This window comes from Streptomyces sp. NPDC048734, assembly GCF_043198675.1.
In the GTDB taxonomy this organism is placed as follows: Bacteria; Actinomycetota; Actinomycetes; order Streptomycetales; family Streptomycetaceae; genus Streptomyces.
This window is the reverse complement of sequence record NZ_JBICUZ010000003.1, coordinates 233,195-253,206: the sequence shown is the minus strand read 5'-3', so window position 1 is coordinate 253,206 and position 20,012 is coordinate 233,195. Positions and strand designations below refer to the sequence as shown.

Here is a 20,012-nt window from a genome sequence, read left to right as displayed (position 1 = left end):
GGCGGCGAGGTAAGGCGATCCATTCGTCGTGCACCTCGAAGAGCGCAGCGGAAACCAACCGGGTGGTCCGGCGACGCGGCAACGGAGACCCCCACCGGCGACGTCTGGATGGAGCGCGAACCGGAAGTCGCTCACTGTCGCGCCCTCTTCGGTCAGGGCTTCGGCATGGTCGGCCGACGCCCGGTTGCCGACGTGGCGTCACGTCGGGCGGGGTTCGGTACACGGCAGGCACGGACGTCCGCGATCATGGAGTTCTCTGCGTTCTGTGACCTTGGACCGTCCGGGCCTGCCGACGCACCATCTCTGGTCTCCCCTGCTTTTGAACAGCTCGGACCGCATCCGGATGTGTCCGGGAGCGGTCTTCCGGGTCTGCTTGAACGCCTCGCGCAGGTCCCGGACCCGTGGGATCCGCGGGGGGAGTACGGCACCTCCTCGTGAGGCTCCCGGCACTGACGGCCTGTGCGGTCCTCACCGGAGCGCGATCCCTGCTCGCGGTGGGTGAACGGGTGGCAGACGCACCGCCGGCCTGCTCGAACGGCTCGGCGCGGCCGTCGACCCGCTGGCCCCGAGACGGTCCTGGCGCGCGGAATCCACGATCCGGCGGCTGCTCGCCGGAATCGACGCGGACGCCCTGGACCGGGCGGTCGGAGCCTGGATCGCGGACCGGCAGACCAGGGGACAAGGGGGCAAGGGGACAAGGGCTGCGAGGGCTCGCGGTCGACGGGGAGTCGCTGCGGGGTGCGGCCCGCGCGAAGGGGCGGAAGATCCACCTCCTGGCCGCCTGCGACCACGTGGACGCACTGGTCCTGGCCCAGACGGACGTCGGTGAGAAGACCGACGAGATCACCCGCTTCCGGCCTCTGCCCGACATCCTCGAGGATCTGGCCGGCACGGTCGTCACCTTCGCCGAGGACGCCTCCCGGCTACGGACCGGAAACACTCCCAGAGCGATGGCCACCCACGGAAACCTCGAGATCGGAGTTCTCCGCCTGACCGGCGCCCGCAACATCGCCTCCGGCCTCCGCCGGGCAGTCCGAGACCAAACCCGGCCCCTTGCCCTTCTCGGCCTCACATGATCAAAACGGACGACGTCAAACTACGCCGAAGCCCTGCCGGTGAGGGCCACCCGAGCGCCGTACTGCGAGCCCGCTGCCCCCTTGTCCGGCCGGCGAGTGCCGTAGAGCGCCCTGATCCGCAGGGGAGGGCCGGGCAAGCACGCTGCGGGTCAGGCTACTTGGCGGCGCAGACAAGGGGGTGATCGCGCGGTTCGATCCGGGAGTCACCGGCCCGAGGGGTCGTCTCGTCCCTTACGTGTCCACCGCCCTCGCGTCGGGACTCGTGCCGACGACGGCGTTCTCGGCGAAGTCGGCGCCGTAATCGGTATCGGCTGATCCGCCTGCCGCATTCGGTTCCCGCACCCAAGATCAGCAACGACGTGGAAAGTGCCGCCACGCCCGCCTGCGACGCGCAGGCCATCGGCAGATCAGCCCAAGAGAAGCCGTAGCTGATCAGCGCCGAGGAAGTCGACCCCACGCTCAGTACCAGGAAGAGCCGACTCGTCTCACCGGGAACCGGCCCTCCCTTGGCAGCCCACTTCTTCATGCCTTCGACGAACCAGAAGGCGACCAGCGCGGCCACTTCGAGCCCTGACAACAGGATTGCCAGGCCAAGGTCCAGGACCCACTTCAACATGTTCATCATGCTGAACCGGACAGATGGCCGCACGCCTGAGTACGGCTACTCAAATGGAATGGCCATAAAACGGGACGTCGCAATGCGGCCGCCACAAAGGCTGCGGCAGGAGCGGTGTCCGACGAGGCCACCTGTTCCGTGCTTCCAACGCCGACGCACACCTGGCACCAGAGGATTCACCCCGCTGCCGAAACGCTGGGCCGTGGAACTGACCTACGGGTGGCTGATGTCCCACCGCCGCCCGGCTCACGACTGCGAAACCCTTCCCACCCGCTCCGAAGCCATGATCCACCTCACCGTGACCGACCTGACGGCCCGCGCCTCACCGGTGAAGCCACCATCTCCTGGCGCGACCCGACATCACGGGACCAAACGGCCATCCCGGGATGAAGCATCGGAACAAGACGACCTCCAGGGACCACGGCGGCTCCGCCCACCACAACGAGAAGCCCACGGGCAGCTGACCGCGCCCTTGTGGTGCGGATGTGGTGCGCAGCCCTCCACCGGTCTGGACAACAAAGAACCCCCGGGTCATCGACCCGGGGGTTTCTGCTGGAGCGGGTGACGAGAATCGAACTCGCGCTCTCAGCTCGGGAAGCGACGGCGCTTGCGCGAGCGTGAGGCTGCTGACCTGCGTGGATTCAATGTGCTGCGGTAGGCGTGGGCGTCCTGTGGCACCGCTGTTGACCGTAGGTGTCCGCTCTGAAGGGCACACTGTGGGCACGACACTGCGAGGTGGACGGCCACTGCTCTGATGTGGACTGCTCGGTGTGCGGGCTTGGGCATGCGCAGAGCGACTGAGCGCGGCAGTTGCGGTCGCGCATGGCTGCCGGGCCCTCGCCTCGGCTCGGAAGATCACAGAATGCGGGATCACCCCTACGGACTTCGACCTCCACGAGAAGTGGTTCGGTGCAAGATGCGGCGAGCACGTTGCGGGGCCACAGCTCGATGCCGCACACCCATGGTGAGCGCGGCCAATTTCGTCGTCTGCGATCGCGGCATCCGATGAGCCGACGGACGAGGCACCTACGTGTGTCAATCCGGTACATGAACTACTCTTGGTACATGTCCATGAAGCGCACGAACGTCTACGCCGACCCCGAAGACCTGGCGATCATCAAGGAGGCCGCGAAGCGTCGGGGGATAAGTGAGGCCGAGATCATCCGTCAGGGCATCCACCTCGCGGCCATGGCGAACAGGGTCTGGGACGAGCCGCTGTTCTCGCGCACCTTCGAGGGGACGGGACGCACACCCTCCAGATCGGAGGTGCGTGACACGGTCGCCGACGCTGTCCGCCGTGGGACCGACCCGGATTCCGGAACCGCCGCGTGATCATTGTCATCGCCGACACGTCCGGTCTCCTGGCGGCCCTGGACTCGGCTCACCCGGAACACCGGGCGGCGAACGAGGCGATCATGGCGGCCGGCCTCCTGGTCATGTCCCCGCTGCTGCTGGCCGAACTGGATCACGTCGCCACGCGCGAGCTCGGCAGGGAGGCCGCCCTCGGCGCGGTCGACGACCTCCGGCGCTGGATGAGCCGGGGGCGTGTCGTCATGCCGGAGATCACGGAGGACCACCTGGGCGCCGCCCAGTCCGTCCGTGTCCGCTACCGTGCGCTGGACCTCGACCTCGCTGACGCGGTCAACGTGGCGCTCGCTGCCGACTACGACACGGACGCGATCCTCACCCTCGACCGACGTGACTTCCGGGCCGTACGCCCCTTGGGCCACCATAAGGCGTTCCGGGTACTCCCCGACGATCTCCCGCTCTGATACGACGAGAGTCGAACTCGCGTTCTTCGCTCGGGAGTGACGGTGCTCGGGCAACTCGTGCGGCTCTGGTGCGCACGGATGCTGTGCGGCAGGGTGGGAACGGTCGCTGAGAACACATGCAGTCGTGTCTCCACCATGCTGTCCGCGCTACGTCGGCCTCACTTCCGTGAGGTTCACGCAGTGGCCTGGGCTTCGTGAGCCAGCTCGTCGAAGGAGCTCTCCCACACCTCCCGGACATCACGGCTGACCAGTGTGCGCAGTGTGGGCCATAGGCCGACCAGAAGGTCGCGACTGAGGAACTGGACCAGATCGTCTTGCGCTCCCTCGGTCAGGACGATCCGGCAGTAGTTCATCCACAACCGCGGCTGATCGAGATCGAACGTGGTCAGCCCCGGCCGCGCCAGATGCAGCGGCAAGGTCACTGTGCCGTGCTGAGGGCCGACGAGCTCGGAGAGGGTGGCAGGCGCGCCGAGCGGACTTGGCACGGCGAAGACCAGAGGGACCGGGCTGTGTTGCCATACGTCGATCATCCAGGAAGAGCCTGCGGTGGGGCTTCTTGATCCGCAGACTGGCGCAAGCCCTTCTCAGGTAGACCCTTAACAAGAGATGCTCTTCACCTCTCGGTGATCGGGTAGCAAAAGAGGGTGACGGTAGGGCAAAGTAGCTGCTCAGCTCCTTGGTGGTCCTTGAAAATCTGAAGCGCGACCCATGTGTCTTGCCCGCTTGTCGATGTGCGCACCGTCGGTGCGCTGATTGACGCTCCCACTGTCGCCTCTCTACCGTTCCCTCATCGAGAGCAACCAGGACGGTGTACGGGGGTTTCATGGACGGTACGGGTCTCAGCGACGATCGCCTGCTGTCGAGGGCCGAACTCGCGGAACTGGCAGGGGTGATGCGGCCGGCGGTCACCAACTGGCAACGTCGGTACGAGGATTATCCGGAGCCGGTCAGGACGGGGGAAACGGAACTATTCAGTCTACGGGCGGTCCTCCGCTGGCTCGACTCCCGTCAGATCCCGTCACGTGCGCGTGCGTCCGACGAGCCGGCCGGGTTCACCTATGCCGACCGTATGCGGCGGAACCTCGTCGCGTCGGACGATGCCCGCCAGGGAGCGGCCGCACTGGGTGATGAGGCAACAGGCAGCGGTCCGTTGAGCGACGAAGAAGAGCGTGCGCGGCAACTTGCGCAATTGTTGGGACCGATGGCAGACGCCGTGCGCGGCGGCGCATCGATGACGGACTACCTTGCCTTGCTCCTCTCCCTGGTCTTTCTTCAGGTGAGCGGAAGCCCGCGCTCGATGTCGCTCCCGCGTACGGTGCAGTCTCGATCGAGGGCTGCCACGGCGGCGTTGTTGCAGGAGATCGGGGAGGCAGCCGACGAGGCACTGCGCCTGCGCGGTGTGCCGCCGGGCATGCGGACAGCCATCGTCAGGCTGGAACCTCGGGAGTACGGGGATGTTGTCGAGGTGATCCGCCTGACCGACGGCTTGGGGATCGACGAGTTCCGACAACTGGTGGATCAATTCGGCTCCCGAGCCGCGCTTCCCAGCGGAGAGTTCTTCACTCCACGTGCCGTGGTGCGGCTGATGCGGGACGCCGCCCTAGGGGACGAGGACTCCGCGCGACGCGTCTACGACCCGTATGCGCGCGCAGGCGAGATGCTTGACGGAGTCGCTGAACGCCTCGGTGGTGTCGTGCCTCTGTCTCTGCGTGGTGAGAGTCCGCAGCGCGGCACACTTCGGCTCGCCGGAATGAACCTCGCGCTGCACGGTATTCCGGTCGAACTGGAAGCTGGCACCGCGGCCCCATGGAACGAACGTGCCTGGCCGAAGGGCCACCGAGCCGATCTAATTCTGACCAATCCGCCTTTCAACGCTCACGGGGCCGTGCCGAAGCCGCGTGAGGGCATCGACTGGCCGTACGGACCGCCTCCCTCCGGTAGTCCTGCCTTCGCCTGGCTCCAGCACGTCCTGGTGTCGCTCAAGGACGAGGGCCGTGCGGGTGTGGTGATGCCGGTCAGCGCGGGCACCTCCACAGACGTCCGGGAGCGGGAGATCCGGAGCAGGCTGGTGGAGGATGGCGCCGTCGAATGCATTGTCGCGTTGCCGCCTCAGCTCTTTTCCGGGGCTCAGGTGTCCGTCTGCTTGTGGTTCTTGCGGAGTTCCGCGGCGGTGCGCGAGGAGATCCTGTTCGTGGACGCCCGGGACCTGGGTGACAAGGCGACTCGCGGACCCCGAGTCCTCTCCGACGAACACGTCGGGGCTGTCACGAGAACCGTTCAGGCATGGCGACGAGGGACCGGATTCCGCCTCGGTCGGCAGAGCGCGGGCCATCTTGCGGTCGCTGCTCCGCTGGAGGCGGTGCGGGCTGCCGGTTACTCGCTCAGCCCCGCCGACTATGCGGACCGATGGATGTCCACGGCGTCACCAGCTGAAGCGGCTACCGAGGCAGCAACCACAGAGCGGGTGCTCGCCGAGGCGAGGCGTCGAACGAAAGCCGTGGACGGCACGGTCGATGCGCTCTCGTACGGCCCCTTGCCGTCAGCCACCGTGCTCTCGTACGACGGGCTACCTCATGACTGGCGTCGGGTTCCGCTGGGAGAACTGGTCGACATCATGGCTGGTCCGTCCTACACACGTCTGCCGGCCGAGGTTCGCTCCGCGGCAGGCGATCTCCGTGTCGTGATGCCCAAGCACCTGCGTGAGGGTCGTATCGACGATCGTGACATGGAGAAAGTAAGCGTGGATGTCGCCCGCGCACTGGCAAGGTTCCGTCTCAGGCCCGGGGACATTCTGTGCGTGCGTTCCGGTGCCCAGATGCCCCCTGCCTTGGTCGAGAAGGCGCAGGACGGTTGGCTGTTCAGCACCAATCTGCTGCGGCTGCGTGCCCTGGAGACGGATGGGGAGCCACTTGTCCTCCCCGGCTACCTGCTCGCCTACTTGTCTCTGCCGGAGACGGTGCACTGGCTCAAGGAGTACGCCCGCGGCACCGCCGTTCCTTCCCTCAGCGCCGCCACACTGGCACTTCTGCCCGTACCGCTGCCGCCCCTTGCCCACCAGCGACGAATCAGTGCCGTGCTGGATGCCGTGAACGCGCAGATCACCGCGCACCGCGAACTCATCCAGGCCGCGACTCAGCACCGCAGCACACTCGCCGCGCATCTGCTGACCGGCGTTCTGGTCCCCGAATGACGCACTCCTCTCCTTTCAGTCCGTCCGCGAAGGAAGACTTCTGTGAATGCTCCGCCGTCCGAGTCACGATCCGGAACGAGGTACCTGTGGCTGCTCGTGGCAGCGCTGTTCTCGCTCGTGGTGGCTCTTGTCGCTGGGATCCTGAAGACCAGCACCGGAGCCGCATTCGCTGAGGCAGTCCTTTACGGCGGCACTGCTTTTGCCACGTCGATGGGCCTCTGCGTGCTTGTCCTGTCTGCAGTCGGCCAACTCTGAACAAGCTGACACGCTTTTCGGAACATCCTGCTGCGGCCGCGCGCGTTCACCTCTGCTGGGAAGCACCGCGTGCGCGGGCCACAGCTCAACCGTCGGACAGAGTGTACAAACGGTGCGAATTCCCTGATCGGTCCAGACAATAAAGAAGGCCCGGGTCGATGACCTGGGCCTTCTTCGTGGAGCGGGTGACGAGAATCGAACTCGCGCTCTCAGCTTGGGAAGCTGATGTTCTACCATTAAACTACACCCGCGTAAGACGCCGGTCGGGCCGGTGTCTGATCGCGGGGTCACTCTACCTCATCCTTGGCCCCCGGCGCTGAAGCCCTGGGGGCCGAGTGTGTTTCGAGGGGCGGGATCCGGGTGCCCGGGGCGGGAGTTGGGGCGTACGGTAGAGAGGTCGGAGAGGGGCCCGGGGTGGACGGAGTGCCGCCTGGAGGGTCGTCTCGTTCCTCCCGTAATGTGGCTTTCGTCGTCCGGCGAGCAGCAGCCGGACGTGGCTCTTGGGGAAGGGACTCGACGACTTGATGGCTCACACCGTCGTCCGTTGTGCCGATGGGCACGTGTTCAGCACCGCTTCGTTCCCGATGCAGCAGGCCGAGCGGCTCGGTCCCGGACGGCTCGTCCGGTGTCCTCGGTGCGCCCGGCTCCGCAGTGTGGTGCCGGTGACCTTCGAGAGGCGGTAACGGCGAGAAGCGGTAGCGGCGAGCTGCGGGAGCAGCGAGCGGCACCAGTGGCAGCAGCCTGGCGCGCGGAATCGTCCTGATGACGGCCGGTCCGCGCGCCTTGCGTATCCTCAGGGCGTGCTTCTCTCTGACAAGGACATCCGGGCCGAGATCGACGCCGGACGGGTACGGATCGATCCCTACGACGAATCCATGGTGCAGCCGTCCAGCGTCGACGTGCGCCTCGACCGCTACTTCCGGGTGTTCGAGAACCACCGGTACCCGCACATCGACCCCTCGGTCGAGCAGGCGGACCTCACACGGCTGGTGGAGCCGGAGGGCGACGAGCCGTTCATCCTGCACCCCGGTGAGTTCGTCCTGGCCTCCACCTACGAGGTCATCACGCTTCCCGACGATCTCGCCTCCCGGCTCGAGGGCAAGAGCTCGCTCGGCCGGCTCGGGCTCGTCACGCACTCGACCGCCGGTTTCATCGACCCCGGCTTCTCCGGGCACGTCACCCTCGAGCTGTCCAACCTCGCCACCCTGCCCATCAAGCTGTGGCCGGGCATGAAGATCGGGCAGCTGTGCATGTTCCGGCTCAGCTCGCCCGCCGAGCACCCCTACGGCAGCGAGCGGTACGGGTCCCGGTACCAGGGGCAGCGCGGACCGACCGCCTCCCGCTCCTTCCTCAACTTCCACCGGACCCAGGTGTGAGCGGCGTATGAGCGGCGCACGGGAGAACCTCAGCTACGAGCGGTTCGGCGTCGCCGTCCGTGAACTCGCCCAGACCATCGTGGACGACGGCTACGAGCCCGACATCGTGCTCAGCATCGCCCGCGGCGGGGTGTTCGTCGCCGGCGGCCTCGCGTACGCACTCGACTGCAAGAACCTCCACCTGGTGAACGTCGAGTTCTACACCGGTGTGGGTACCACCCTCGAGATGCCCGTCATGCTCGCGCCCGTGCCCAACGCGATCGACTTCTCCGACAAGAAGGTCCTGATCACCGACGACGTCGCCGACACCGGCAAGACCCTCAAGCTGGTGCGGGACTTCTGCCTCGACGCCGTCGCCGAGGTCCGCAGCGCCGTGATCTACGAGAAGTCCCACTCCCTCGTGAAGTGCGAATACGTCTGGAAGCGCACCGACGACTGGATCAACTTCCCGTGGAGTGTCCTGCCCGTCGTCCGCAGGTCGGGGGAGCCGGTCACTCCGTCCAAGGAAGCTCTCTGACCTGAGCCGGGAGCGCTGACGGCCGGGACCGCCGCGGTGGTCCCGGCCGTTCGGCTTTTCCGGTCGCTCGTCCTTTCCGGCCGTTCGCCTTTTCCGGCTGTTTCCCCGCTCGTCTTTTCCGGTCGCTTCCCCACTCGGACCCGGTCGAGGCCGCCGCCGGCCGCCGCCGCCGGCCGCCGCCGCCGGCCGGCTCCGCGCCGGTGACCTCGGTGATCCGGATGGCCCGCTCACGATTTGGGCCTTCCGCGTAACCCGTTCGTACCGCGCCGCTAACATGTTCGAACTCGCGATGAACGCCCCTGTCGCCCTTCCTTCACCGGAAAACCATGCCATCCGGCGTGTTGATCATCTTGGTCAGTCGAAAACTATTAAATCGGTCAAACACTTGATATCTATAGCATCGCGGGTGTTTTCGCGAATAAAAGGCAGAACCGAGTTCTCCGGGTGGCGTCAGCCCCGGACGATCCTGTGGGCCGCGGGGATGACCGTGGCCCTCGGCTTCCTCGTCGCGCTGGAACTCGTGGCGCGTCGTCTCGGCCTGCCGGGGCCGATGACCACGCAGGCGCGGGAAGTGATCCTCCCGCCCAAGTCGGGTGGCCTGCTGTACGCCTCCATGGCGTTGATGATGGTGGTGCTCACCTGGCGGCAACGGCTGATCGCCGTCGGCGCCGCGATCGGTGTCGATCTCGCCTTCCTGTCGGTCCGGTGGGCGGCCGGCGTCGAGGTGACCGAAGGCCACCCCTTCGGCAACGGCGCCCTGTGGGTGACCCTCGGCTGCGCGGTCGTCGCCGTCACGCGCCGCACCGGCCCGGAACGCGTCCTGCTGCTGAAGGGGGTCGCGCTGGCCCTGCTGCTGATGGCCGGCCGCAAGACGGGTGACACCTGGCTGCTCATCACCTCGCAGACCCGCCCGCTCGTGCTCGACCAGTACGTGGCGACCGCCGACCACGCGCTGGGCGACCCCTCGTGGCTGGTCGGCCGGGTCGTGGAGGCCAGCGGCCCGATCGGCTTCAACTTCCTCGACTTCGTCTACGGCCAGCTCGCGGTCGCCGCGGTCGTCGCCGCGCTGTACCAGCTGCGCAACGTGGCGGTCGAGCGCCGCTTCCCGCGCCACCACCTGGTGCGCACCTTCCTGGTGATCGGCCTGATCGGTCCGGCCTTCTACATGATCTACCCGGTGGTCGGGCCGATCTTCGCCTACGGCACGGGCGCCGAGCACTGGGCGGACGTCAGCCTGTGGGCGCCGGACATGCCGCCCAGCGAGCCCTGGGCCGTGGCCGACCTGTGGCCGCAGACACCGCCGCCGCTCCAGCCCCCGCGCCCCATGTCCTTCGACGAGATCACCCCGCGCAACTGCATGCCCAGCCTGCACACGGCGTGGGCCACCGCGATCTTCATCCACTCCAGGAAGGGCCCGCGCGTCCTGCGGTACGCGGGCACTTTCTGGCTGATCGCCACCCTCTGCGCGACGCTGGGATTCGGCTACCACTACGGCGCCGACCTCATCGCCGGAGTGGTGTTCACGCTCACCATCGAGGCGGCTCTGCGCGCGTTCGACCGGGGCTGGGACCGCTCGGGGCTCCTGCTGGCCGCGTACGGCGCGGCGGTCTTCACCGCGCTCCTGGTGTCGTACCGCTACCTGCCGTCGGAGATGGCCGAGCACCCGTGGGTGTTCGGACCGCTTCTCCTGCTGGCGATGGGCTCGGTGGTCCACGGCTACGTGCGGACGACCACGCGGTGGGAACCGGAGGCCGCGCCGGCGCGGAAACCGGAACCGCGGCCCGAGCTGATCGTCTGACGCGTGCCGCCCCCGGACGGCGGCCGCACCGTTGGAACGAGAAAGGCCCCCGGACGTCCGGGGGCCTTTCTCGGTGTCGGTGCCGGGGGGTCAGAACGTGCCCAGCTTCACGATCGACAGGATGGCGACCAGCTGGATCGCCGACGCGCCGAGGGCCTTCGGCCAGGGCAGGTCGTGGGAGCGGCTCACCATGAGGGTGAGGAGGGCGCCGGCGGCGACCCAGGTGGCCCAGCCCAGCAGCTGCACGAACGACGCGTCGCCGCCCAGGAACATGGCGAAGACCAGGCGCGGGGCGTCCGTGAGGGACATGATCAGCATGGAGAGGCCGACCGTGGGCTGCCAGGCGCCGTCACCGCCGAGCTGGCGGGCCAGGGTATGGGTGACGACGCCCAGGACGAAGGAGCTGATCACCATCGCCACGGCCGTCGTCAGGACGATCGGGATCGCGTTGGACAGCGTCGCGTTGATCGTGTCCGCACGGGTGTCGTCGAAGCCGAACACCGCGAGCAGGCCGTAGAGGAAGGTGACGACGAGGGCGGGGCCCCACAGCGTGTAGTCCCGCATCCGCAGGAAGGTCTGGCCGGGGGACAGGACGACGCCCCGCAGGAGCTGCTTCCAGTGCAGGCGCGGGCCGGTCGGACCGGCCGGGGCCGCGGCGCCCGCGTGGTACGTCTCGCCCTGGTTGTACTGCTGGTGGTCGTCGATCGAGAACGCCTGGGTGTGACCCGGGTTGTTCGCCGCGTACGGGTCGTGCGGGGGCGCGCCGTAGTGGTCGCCGCCGCCGAAGTACTCCGGCTCGCCGCCGCCCTGGCCACCGCCGTTCGACGGGGGCCACTGCTGGCCTCCGCCGCCGCCGTACTGCGGCCGCTGCTGCGGTGGGTACGGCTGCTGCGCGGGCGAGTAGCCGTGCGGAGACGGCCCCGGGGGCGTCTGCCGCCCGCGGGGAGGGTCATGGGGTCGCGCTTGCGGGGCGCGGCCGTCCCGGCCGCCACGTCCGATCCTGAATCCAGCCACGTCATCGAACGTACCTGGTCCCGGAGAGTGACGTACGGGGCCGGGCCCTCCGGAAGCGGCATTGCGGCCGACCTGTGACATCCCCTAAGGGGAGACCCGTACGACCGTCCGGGGGAGCCCCGGGACGGGCACCGGTGCCGGCGGCCCGGGACGCGCGGTACGGCGGCCGGGACGACGGCGCCCCCCGTCCACGGGGGACGGGGGGCGCCGCAAGGTACCGTCGCCGGCGGTCACTTCACCGGCTGGGGCTCCGGCTCGGTCTCCGACTCGGCCGAGCCCGCGGGGGGTTCGTCGTCGACCGGGGTCCTGACGGAGTCGAGGAGGAGCTGGGCGACGTCCACGACCTGGACGGACTCCTTGGCCTTGCCCTCGTTCTTCTTGCCGTTCACGGAGTCCGTGAGCATGACGAGGCAGAACGGGCAGGCGGTGGAGACGATGTCGGGGTTCAGGGACAGGGCCTCGTCGACGCGCTCGTTGTTGATGCGCTTGCCGATCCGCTCCTCCATCCACATCCGCGCGCCGCCGGCGCCGCAGCAGAAGCCGCGTTCCTTGTGGCGGTGCATCTCCTGCTGGCGCAGTCCGGGCACCGCGGTCATGATCTCCCGCGGCGGCGAGTAGATCTTGTTGTGGCGGCCCAGGTAGCACGGGTCGTGGTAGGTGATGAGGCCGTCGACCGGGGTCACCGGGATCAGCTTGCCCTCGTCGACGAGGTGCTGGAGCAGCTGGGTGTGGTGGATGACCTCGTAGTCGCCGCCGAGCTGCGGGTACTCGTTGCCGAGGGTGTTGAGGCAGTGCGGGCAGGTGGCGACGATCTTCTTCGCCGACTTCGGCTTGCGGGACTCCTCGGTGACCTTGCCCTCGTCGTCCGTCTCCTCGCCGAACGCCGTGTTCAGCGCCATGACGTTCTCCATGCCGAGCTCCTGGAACAGGGGCTCGTTGCCGAGGCGGCGGGCGGAGTCACCGGTGCACTTCTCGTCGCCGCCCATGATCGCGAACTTGACGCCCGCGATGTGGAGGAGTTCGGCGAAGGCCTTGGTGGTCTTCTTGGCGCGGTCCTCGAGGGCGCCGGCGCAGCCGACCCAGTACAGGTACTCGACCTCGGAGAGGTCCTCGATGTCCTTGCCGACGACCGGCACCTCGAAGTCGACTTCCTTCGTCCACTCCAGGCGCTGCTTCTTGGCCAGGCCCCAGGGGTTGCCCTTCTTCTCCAGGTTCTTGAGCATCGTGCCCGCCTCGGACGGGAACGAGGACTCGATCATCACCTGGTAGCGGCGCATGTCGACGATGTGGTCGACGTGCTCGATGTCGACCGGGCACTGCTCGACGCAGGCGCCGCAGGTGGTGCAGGACCACAGAACGTCCGGGTCGATGACGCCGTTCTCCTCGGCGGTGCCGATGAGGGGGCGCTCGGCCTCTGCCAGCGCGGCGGCGGGGACGTCCTTGAGTTGCTCCTCGGACGCCTTCTCCTCGCCCTCCATGGTCTTGCCGCCACCCGCGAGCAGGTAGGGGGCCTTGGCGTGCGCGTGGTCCCGCAGCGACATGATCAGGAGCTTCGGGGAGAGCGGCTTGCCGGTGTTCCAGGCGGGGCACTGCGACTGGCAGCGCCCGCACTCGGTGCAGGTGGAGAAGTCCAGCAGGCCCTTCCAGGAGAACTGCTCGACCTGGGAGACGCCGAAGACGTCGTCGTCGCCGGGGTCGGCGAAGTCGATCGGCTTGCCGCCGGAGGTCATCGGCTGGAGGGCGCCCAGGGCGGTGCCACCGGTCGCCTCGCGCTTGAACCAGATGTTCGGGAAGGCGAGGAAGCGGTGCCAGGCGACACCCATGTTGGTGTTCAGCGAGACGACGATCATCCAGACGAAGGACGTCCCGATCTTGATCATCGCGGTGAGGTAGACGAGGTTCTGCAGCGCGCCGACCGACAGGCCCTTGAAGGCGAGCACCAGCGGGTACGAGGCGAAGTACGACGCTTCGTAGTGGTCCACGTGGTGGAGCGCGCCCTCGAGGCCGCGCAGCACGTAGATGGCGAGGCCGATGGTGAGGATGACGTACTCGACGAAGTACGCCTGACCGGACTTGGAGCCCGCGAAGCGGGACTTGCGGCCGGGCCGCGAGGGCAGGCTCAGCAGGCGGATCACGATGAGCACGGCGATGCCGAGGATCGTCATCACGCCGATGAACTCGATGTACATCTCGAACGGCAGGAACGTGCCGATCAGCGGCAGCGTCCAGTCGGCCTGGAAGAGCTGGCCGAACGCCTGTGCCAGGGTGGGCGGCAGCGTCAGGAAGCCGACGGCCACGAACCAGTGGGCGATGCCGACGACGCCCCAGCGGTTCATGCGCGTGTGGCCGAGGAACTCGCGCACGAGTGTCACGCTGCGCTGGTAGGGGTTGTCGGTCCGGGTGCCGGCCGGGACCGGCTGGCCCAGCTTGAAGTACCGGACGAACTGGCCGATGGCACGGGCGAGCAGGGCGACGCCGACCACGGTCAGGGCCAGCGACACGATGATCGCGGCGAGTTGCATGGGGGCTCCTCGGGCCTGCGAGGTTTGCGGGGTTTCGTCGGCGGCGCCGACATTACTAAGCGGTAACTTATGCAGTCCGTCTGAGACTACCCCTATCTTCCGCCGCACTGTAGCCGGGCACGGGGTGATCTGGATCGCTGAGGGTCACCTCAGGTCCGGTGCCGGAACGGCGCCGGGGGGCCCGGTCCCAGGGCGGCCCGGGGGCGGTCCGGAGGTGGCTCAGGGGTGGCTTGGAGGGCGACTCGGGGGGGGGGGGGGCGACTCGGGTCCGGCCCTGATGTGGCTCGGGGGAGCGACTCGGGTCCGGCTCGGGGGGCGGGGGAAATCGGATCGTGTTATTCGTACCAAATAGATACATTTATGACTAATTTATAGCCGTGCTCTACGGGATCGTCGCCGCCGCCACCGCCCTGCTCCTCGCCGCCGTCCTCGCCGCGCTGCTGCGCGTCCCCGCCTTGCGACTCGGGCTGCTCGACCGGCGGCAGCGGCAGCGACGCGTGCCGCTGTCCGGGGGCGTGGCCGTCGTGCTCGCCACCTGCGGGGTCGCCGTCACCGGCGACCGCACCGGCCTCGCGCCGCTCGGCGAGGGGATCGGCGCGCTGCTCGCCGCCGGGGCGGGCGTCGCCGCCCTCGGGCTGGTGGCGGACGCCTGGCGGCTGAAGACCCGGTTCCTCCTCGTCGGTACGGCCGTGGCGGCGGCGTTCGTCGTCCCGTACGCCGACACCGGTGTGCCCGCCGGGGTCGCCGCCGTCGGCTGGATCGCCTGCGTCGCCCTCGCCTTCCGGGCGCTCGACCACGCCGAAGGGGTGGGCGGCACCGTCGGGGTCGTCACCGCCTTCGGCGTGGCCGCCTGTGCCGCGGCCGAGGTGATGGACGGTCTGGCGGTGCTGCTGAGCGTGCTCGCCGCCGCGCTGACCGGCTTCCTCATGCACAACTGGCCTCCCGCGCGCGTGGCGCTCGGCGGCTGCGGCGCCATGTTCACCGGTTTCCTGCTCGCCGCGGCGGCCGTCACCACGCGCGCGGGGCAGGACGCGGCCACCGGGGCGGGGGTGCTGTTCGCGCTCACCGCGGTCGCCGTGGCCGACGTCGCCCTCGTCGTGCTGGCCCGGCGCACGGCCGGGCGCCCGCTGCTGCGCCGCGGCCCCGACCATCTCGCCCACCGGCTGCGCCGGCTCGGCCTCACCCCGGCGGGGGCGACGGTGGCCGTCGGTGCGCTCGCCTTCCCGGGGGTGCTCGTGGGGACGCTGGCGCACACCGGGGTGCTGGGCGCGCCGGCCGTGTCCTGGGTCGCGGGCGGCGTGCCCGTCGTCGTCCTCGTGCTGTGGCGCGTACGCGCGCGCGTGCCGGGACAGGGTCGCACCGGCACGGAGACGCGTGCGGGACGGGGGCGCACGGGTTTGGAGGCGCGTGCGGGCCAGGGTGCCCGCGCGCGGCAGGACCTGTCTCCGCAGCACCCTCACCGCCCCCGGCGTCAACCCGTGTCCCTGCTTCAGCCCCCGCGGGAGTCGGTGGAATCACCCTTGCGGGCACCTCGTCACATCGCGTCGCCGCAGGTCAACGGCTCCTTGCGTGTAAGGAACGGATAAGAGTTGAGTCCGGCCGACTCATGTCTGTTGACCCGGCGGTGAGTGTCGTGCACACTTGAGCCTGTTCCACTCAAGTCAGCTGGAGGAAGATCACCATGGCACGTGCGGTCGGCATCGACCTGGGCACAACGAACTCCGTCGTCAGCGTTCTGGAGGGCGGCGAACCCACCGTCATCACCAACGCCGAGGGTGCCAGGACCACGCCGTCCGTCGTCGCCTTCGCCAAGAACGGCGAGGTGCTGGTCGGCGAGGTGGCCAAGCGCCAGGCGGTCACGAACGTGGACCGGACCATCCGCTCGGTGAAGCGCCACATGGGCACCGACTGGAAGATCGAGCTCGACGGGAAGCAGTTCAACCCGCAGCAGATGAGCGCGTTCATCCTGCAGAAGCTGAAGCGGGACGCCGAGGCGTACCTGGGCGAGAAGGTGGCCGACGCGGTCATCACCGTCCCGGCGTACTTCAACGACTCCGAGCGCCAGGCGACGAAGGAAGCCGGTGAGATCGCCGGTCTCAACGTCCTGCGCATCGTCAACGAGCCCACCGCGGCCGCGCTCGCCTACGGCCTCGACAAGGACGACCAGACGATCCTCGTCTTCGACCTCGGTGGCGGCACCTTCGACGTGTCCCTCCTGGAGATCGGTGACGGCGTCGTCGAGGTGAAGGCCACCAACGGTGACAACCACCTCGGTGGTGACGACTGGGACCAGCGTGTCGTCGACTACCTGGTGCAGCAGTTCAAGTCCGGTCACGGCGTGGACCTCGCCAAGGACAAGATGGCCCTCCAGCGCCTCCGCGAGGCCGCCGAGAAGGCCAAGATCGAGCTGTCCTCGTCCACCGAGACCTCGATCAACCTGCCGTACATCACGGCGTCCGCCGAGGGCCCGCTGCACCTGGACGAGAAGCTCACGCGCGCCCAGTTCCAGCAGCTGACCGCGGACCTGCTGGAGCGCTGCAAGACGCCGTTCCACAACGTCATCAAGGACGCCGGCATCAACCTCTCCGAGATCGACCACGTCGTTCTCGTCGGTGGTTCCACGCGTATGCCCGCCGTCGCCGAGCTGGTCAAGGAGCTGACCGGCGGCAAGGACGCCAACAAGGGTGTGAACCCGGACGAGGTCGTCGCCATCGGCGCCTCGCTCCAGGCCGGTGTCCTCAAGGGCGAGGTCAAGGACGTCCTGCTCCTCGACGTCACCCCGCTGTCCCTCGGCATCGAGACCAAGGGCGGCATCATGACCAAGCTTATCGAGCGGAACACGACGATCCCGACCAAGCGGTCCGAGATCTTCACCACCGCCGAGGACAACCAGCCCTCCGTGCAGATCCAGGTCTACCAGGGCGAGCGCGAGATCGCGGCGTACAACAAGAAGCTCGGGATGTTCGAGCTGACCGGTCTGCCGCCGGCCCCGCGTGGCGTCCCGCAGATCGAGGTCTCCTTCGACATCGACGCCAACGGCATCATGCACGTGACGGCGAAGGACCTCGGCACCGGCAAGGAGCAGAAGATGACCGTCACCGGCGGCTCCTCGCTGCCGAAGGACGAGGTCGACCGCATGCGCCAGGAGGCCGAGCAGTACGCGGACGAGGACCACCGCCGCCGCGAGGCCGCCGAGGCCCGCAACCAGGGCGAGCAGCTCGTCTACCAGACGGAGAAGTTCCTCAAGGACAACGAGGACAAGGTCCCGGGCGAGATCAAGACCGAGGTCGAGGGCGCGATCGGCGAGCTGAAGGAAGCCCTCAAGGGCGAGGACACCGCCGAGATCCGCACCGCCACCGAGAAGGTCGCGGCCGTCTCCCAGAAGCTGGGACAGGCCATGTACGCCGACGCCCAGGCCGCTCAGGCCGCCGGTGGTGAGGCTCCGGGCGCCGGCGCCAAGGCCGCCGACGACGACGTGGTGGACGCCGAGATCGTGGACGACGAGCGCAAGGACGGTGCCGCGTGACGGAGGAGACCCCGGGTTTCGAGGAGAAGCCCGACGTCCCCTCCGGCGCCACCCCTGAAGACGCCGAGCCGCAGGCCGAGACCTCCGCCCCCGCGGAGGAGTCGGCCCCGGCCGGGGACGCGAACCAGACAGTGGCACTGGTGGCCCAGCTGGACCAGGCCCGCAAGGCGCTCGACGAGCGCACGGCGGACCTCCAGCGGCTCCAGGCCGAGTTCCAGAACTACCGCCGCCGGGTCGAGCGGGACCGGATCGCGGTCAAGGAGATCGCCGTCGCGAACCTCCTGACCGAACTCCTGCCCGTGCTCGACGACATCGGCCGCGCGCGGGAACACGGCGAACTCGTCGGCGGGTTCAAGTCCGTCGCCGAGTCGCTGGAGACCGTGGCGGCGAAGATGGGCCTGCAGCAGTTCGGCAAGGAGGGCGAGCCCTTCGACCCGACGATCCACGAGGCCCTGATGCACAGTTACGCCCCGGACGTCACCGAGACGACGTGCGTGGCGATTCTCCAGCCCGGGTACCGGATCGGCGAACGCACCATCCGTCCCGCGCGGGTGGCGGTCGCCGAGCCCCAGCCGGGCGCGCAGGCCGTCAAGGGCGACGAGGCGGAGGCCGGCGACGACAAGGAGAGCGGTGGCCCGGACGAGGGCTGAGCTTGACGAGCGGATGAGGAAGGAGGGACGTCGGGGATGAGCACCAAGGACTTCATCGAGAAGGACTACTACAAGGTTCTCGGCGTCCCCAAGGACGCCACCGAGGCCGAGATCAAGAAGGCGTACCGGAAGCTCGCCCGCGAGTTCCACCCGGACGCCAACAAGGGCAACGCCAAGGCCGAGGAGCGCTTCAAGGAGATCTCCGAGGCGAACGACATCCTCGGCGACCCCAAGAAGCGCAAGGAGTACGACGAGGCACGCGCCCTCTTCGGCAACGGCGGCTTCCGTCCGGGGCCGGGCGCGGGCGGCGGCTCCTTCAACTTCGACCTGGGCGACCTCTTCGGGGGCGCCCAGGGTGGCGGCGCCGGCGGTGGGGCCGGCGGCTTCGGCGGCGGACTCGGTGACGTCTTCGGGGGCCTGTTCAACCGCGGCGGCACGGGCCCGGGCACCCGTACCCAGCCCCGGCGCGGCCAGGACATCGACACCGAGGTCACCCTGACCTTCACGGAGGCCATCGAGGGCGCGACGGTCCCGCTGCGCATGTCCTCGCAGTCCCCCTGCAAGGCCTGCTCCGGCACCGGCGACAAGAACGGCACGCCGCGCGTGTGCCCGACCTGCGTCGGCACCGGCCAGGTGGCGCGTGGCTCGGGCGGCGGGTTCTCGCTGACCGACCCCTGCCCGGACTGCAAGGGCCGCGGCCTGATCGCCGAGCACCCCTGCATGGAGTGCAAGGGCAGCGGCCGCGCCAAGTCCTCCCGCACCATGCAGGTCCGCATCCCGGCGGGTGTCACCGACGGGCAGCGCATCCGGCTGCGCGGCAAGGGAGCACCCGGTGAGCGCGGCGGCCCGGCCGGCGACCTGTACGTGCTCGTCCACGTCGACGCGCACCCGGTCTTCGGCCGCAAGGACGACAACCTCACGGTGACCGTGCCGGTGACGTTCACGGAGGCCGCCCTCGGCGGGGAGGTCAGGGTGCCCACGCTGGGCGGCCCGTCGCTCACGCTGAAGCTGCCGCCCGGCACGCCCAACGGGCGCACCATGCGGGCGCGCGGCAAGGGCGCGGTGCGCAAGGACGGCACCCGCGGCGATCTGCTGGTCACCGTGGAGGTGAGTGTTCCGAAGGACCTCTCGGGGAAGGCTCGGGACGCACTGGAGGCGTATCGCGAGGCGACCGCGGGTGAGGATCCGCGGGAGGAGCTGTTCGAGGCAGCGAAGGGAGCTTGAGAGTGATGGACGGCCGTCGTCGCAATCCGTATGAACTGACTCAGGAGACCCCGGTCTACGTCATCTCGGTGGCGGCTCAGCTCTCCGGCCTGCACCCCCAGACCCTGCGCCAGTACGACCGCCTGGGACTGGTCTCCCCGGACCGCACCGCCGGCCGGGGCCGCCGCTACTCGGCCCGCGACATCGAACTGCTGCGCACCGTCCAGCAGTTGTCCCAGGACGAGGGCATCAACCTGGCGGGCATCAAGCGGATCATCGAGCTGGAGAACCAGGTCGTGGCCCTGCAGTCCCGCATCGCGGAGCTGGAGGACGCCCTCGACGGGGCGGCGGCGACCATGCGGCAGCGCGAGGCCGCGGTGCACGCCTCCTACCGGCGCGACCTGGTGCCGTACCAGGAGGTCCAGCAGACCAGCGCCCTGGTCGTGTGGCGGCCGAAGCGGCAGCAGGCCGCGGACTGACGACGCGACAACACGTCC

16 protein-coding genes, 1 tRNA gene and 1 pseudogene are annotated in these 20,012 nt (G+C 68.8%); 13 read left to right on the top strand and 5 right to left on the bottom strand.

Annotation, left to right across the window (positions count from 1 at the left end):
- Window positions 1-791 precede the first annotated feature (791 nt).
- Window positions 792-1,076 (top strand): hypothetical protein, encoded by a 285-nt coding sequence (locus tag ACGFQC_RS10175; RefSeq protein ID WP_363087516.1) that lies wholly within the window; start codon window positions 792-794, stop codon window positions 1,074-1,076.
- Between the two features lie 154 nt (window positions 1,077-1,230).
- Here ACGFQC_RS10175 and ACGFQC_RS10170 read toward each other — a convergent pair whose 3' ends face one another.
- Window positions 1,231-1,692 (bottom strand): hypothetical protein, encoded by a 462-nt coding sequence (locus ACGFQC_RS10170; protein ID WP_363087515.1) that lies wholly within the window; start codon window positions 1,690-1,692, stop codon window positions 1,231-1,233.
- A gap of 154 nt (window positions 1,693-1,846) precedes the next feature.
- On the opposite strand from ACGFQC_RS10170, the pseudogene ACGFQC_RS10165 reads away from it, so the two are divergent.
- From ACGFQC_RS10165 to ACGFQC_RS10155, 3 genes and pseudogenes are all read left to right on the top strand, one after another.
- Window positions 1,847-2,082, top strand: a pseudogene (locus tag ACGFQC_RS10165) (IS5/IS1182 family transposase); the annotation flags it as partial.
- A 675-nt stretch (window positions 2,083-2,757) separates the two neighbouring features.
- Window positions 2,758-3,024, top strand: a complete 267-nt coding sequence (locus tag ACGFQC_RS10160; RefSeq protein WP_093549204.1) for a ribbon-helix-helix protein, CopG family — start codon at window positions 2,758-2,760, stop codon at window positions 3,022-3,024.
- Complete coding sequence (locus tag ACGFQC_RS10155) at window positions 3,021-3,464, top strand: PIN domain-containing protein (RefSeq protein WP_344562890.1); 444 nt, start codon at window positions 3,021-3,023, stop codon at window positions 3,462-3,464. The genes ACGFQC_RS10160 and ACGFQC_RS10155 overlap by 4 nt, the downstream gene beginning before the upstream one ends.
- Window positions 3,465-3,637: 173 nt before the next feature.
- Here the strand turns inward: ACGFQC_RS10155 and ACGFQC_RS10150 are convergent, their stop codons facing one another.
- Window positions 3,638-3,994, bottom strand: a complete 357-nt coding sequence (locus ACGFQC_RS10150) for a transcriptional regulator (protein WP_363087514.1) — start codon at window positions 3,992-3,994, stop codon at window positions 3,638-3,640.
- A 293-nt stretch (window positions 3,995-4,287) separates the two neighbouring features.
- Between ACGFQC_RS10150 and ACGFQC_RS10145 the strand changes: the two genes are divergently transcribed.
- Entirely contained in the window at window positions 4,288-6,654 is a 2,367-nt protein-coding gene (locus ACGFQC_RS10145; RefSeq protein WP_363087513.1) for an N-6 DNA methylase, read from the top strand.
- Between the two features lie 432 nt (window positions 6,655-7,086).
- Here the strand turns inward: ACGFQC_RS10145 and ACGFQC_RS10140 are convergent.
- A tRNA-Gly gene (locus ACGFQC_RS10140) sits at window positions 7,087-7,160 on the bottom strand.
- A gap of 549 nt (window positions 7,161-7,709) precedes the next feature.
- Here ACGFQC_RS10140 and dcd point away from each other — a divergent pair.
- The 3 genes from dcd to ACGFQC_RS10125 all read left to right on the top strand — a co-directional run bounded on the left by dcd (window position 7,710) and on the right by ACGFQC_RS10125 (window position 10,600).
- The gene (gene dcd, locus ACGFQC_RS10135; RefSeq protein WP_137307896.1) at window positions 7,710-8,285 is read left to right on the top strand and encodes a dCTP deaminase; all 576 of its coding nucleotides are present in this window, start codon (window positions 7,710-7,712) and stop codon (window positions 8,283-8,285) included.
- Between the two features lie 7 nt (window positions 8,286-8,292).
- A complete protein-coding gene (locus ACGFQC_RS10130) occupies window positions 8,293-8,802 on the top strand; it encodes a phosphoribosyltransferase (protein WP_363087512.1) in 510 nt (169 codons plus the stop codon).
- 481 nt (window positions 8,803-9,283) lie between these two features.
- Entirely contained in the window at window positions 9,284-10,600 is a 1,317-nt protein-coding gene (locus tag ACGFQC_RS10125) for a phosphatase PAP2 family protein (protein WP_363087511.1), read from the top strand.
- Between the two features lie 90 nt (window positions 10,601-10,690).
- On the opposite strand, the gene ACGFQC_RS10120 is transcribed toward ACGFQC_RS10125, so the two are convergent.
- Together ACGFQC_RS10120 and ACGFQC_RS10115 are read right to left on the bottom strand one after the other, a co-directional pair.
- Entirely contained in the window at window positions 10,691-11,695 is a 1,005-nt protein-coding gene (locus tag ACGFQC_RS10120) for a Yip1 family protein (protein WP_363087510.1), read from the bottom strand.
- A gap of 149 nt (window positions 11,696-11,844) precedes the next feature.
- Window positions 11,845-14,136: a (Fe-S)-binding protein gene (locus tag ACGFQC_RS10115; RefSeq protein WP_363087509.1), complete on the bottom strand. Its 2,292-nt coding sequence runs from the start codon at window positions 14,134-14,136 to the stop codon at window positions 11,845-11,847.
- 377 nt (window positions 14,137-14,513) lie between these two features.
- On the opposite strand from ACGFQC_RS10115, the gene ACGFQC_RS10110 reads away from it, so the two are divergent.
- The 5 genes from ACGFQC_RS10110 to ACGFQC_RS10090 all read left to right on the top strand — a co-directional run bounded on the left by ACGFQC_RS10110 (window position 14,514) and on the right by ACGFQC_RS10090 (window position 19,994).
- The gene (locus tag ACGFQC_RS10110; RefSeq protein ID WP_363087508.1) at window positions 14,514-15,722 is read left to right on the top strand and encodes an undecaprenyl/decaprenyl-phosphate alpha-N-acetylglucosaminyl 1-phosphate transferase; all 1,209 of its coding nucleotides are present in this window, start codon (window positions 14,514-14,516) and stop codon (window positions 15,720-15,722) included.
- Window positions 15,723-15,817: 95 nt separating this feature from the next.
- On the top strand, window positions 15,818-17,662 hold the full coding sequence (dnaK, locus tag ACGFQC_RS10105) for a molecular chaperone DnaK (protein ID WP_363087507.1): 1,845 nt from the start codon (window positions 15,818-15,820) through the stop codon (window positions 17,660-17,662).
- Window positions 17,659-18,312, top strand: coding sequence for a nucleotide exchange factor GrpE (gene grpE / locus ACGFQC_RS10100; RefSeq protein WP_363087506.1), 654 nt, complete (start codon window positions 17,659-17,661; stop codon window positions 18,310-18,312). The genes dnaK and grpE overlap by 4 nt, the downstream gene beginning before the upstream one ends.
- A 36-nt stretch (window positions 18,313-18,348) precedes the next feature.
- Window positions 18,349-19,536, top strand: coding sequence for a molecular chaperone DnaJ (gene dnaJ / locus ACGFQC_RS10095; RefSeq protein ID WP_363087505.1), 1,188 nt, complete (start codon window positions 18,349-18,351; stop codon window positions 19,534-19,536).
- Between the two features lie 5 nt (window positions 19,537-19,541).
- On the top strand, window positions 19,542-19,994 hold the full coding sequence (locus tag ACGFQC_RS10090; protein ID WP_363087504.1) for a heat shock protein transcriptional repressor HspR: 453 nt from the start codon (window positions 19,542-19,544) through the stop codon (window positions 19,992-19,994).
- Window positions 19,995-20,012: the final 18 nt, after the last annotated feature.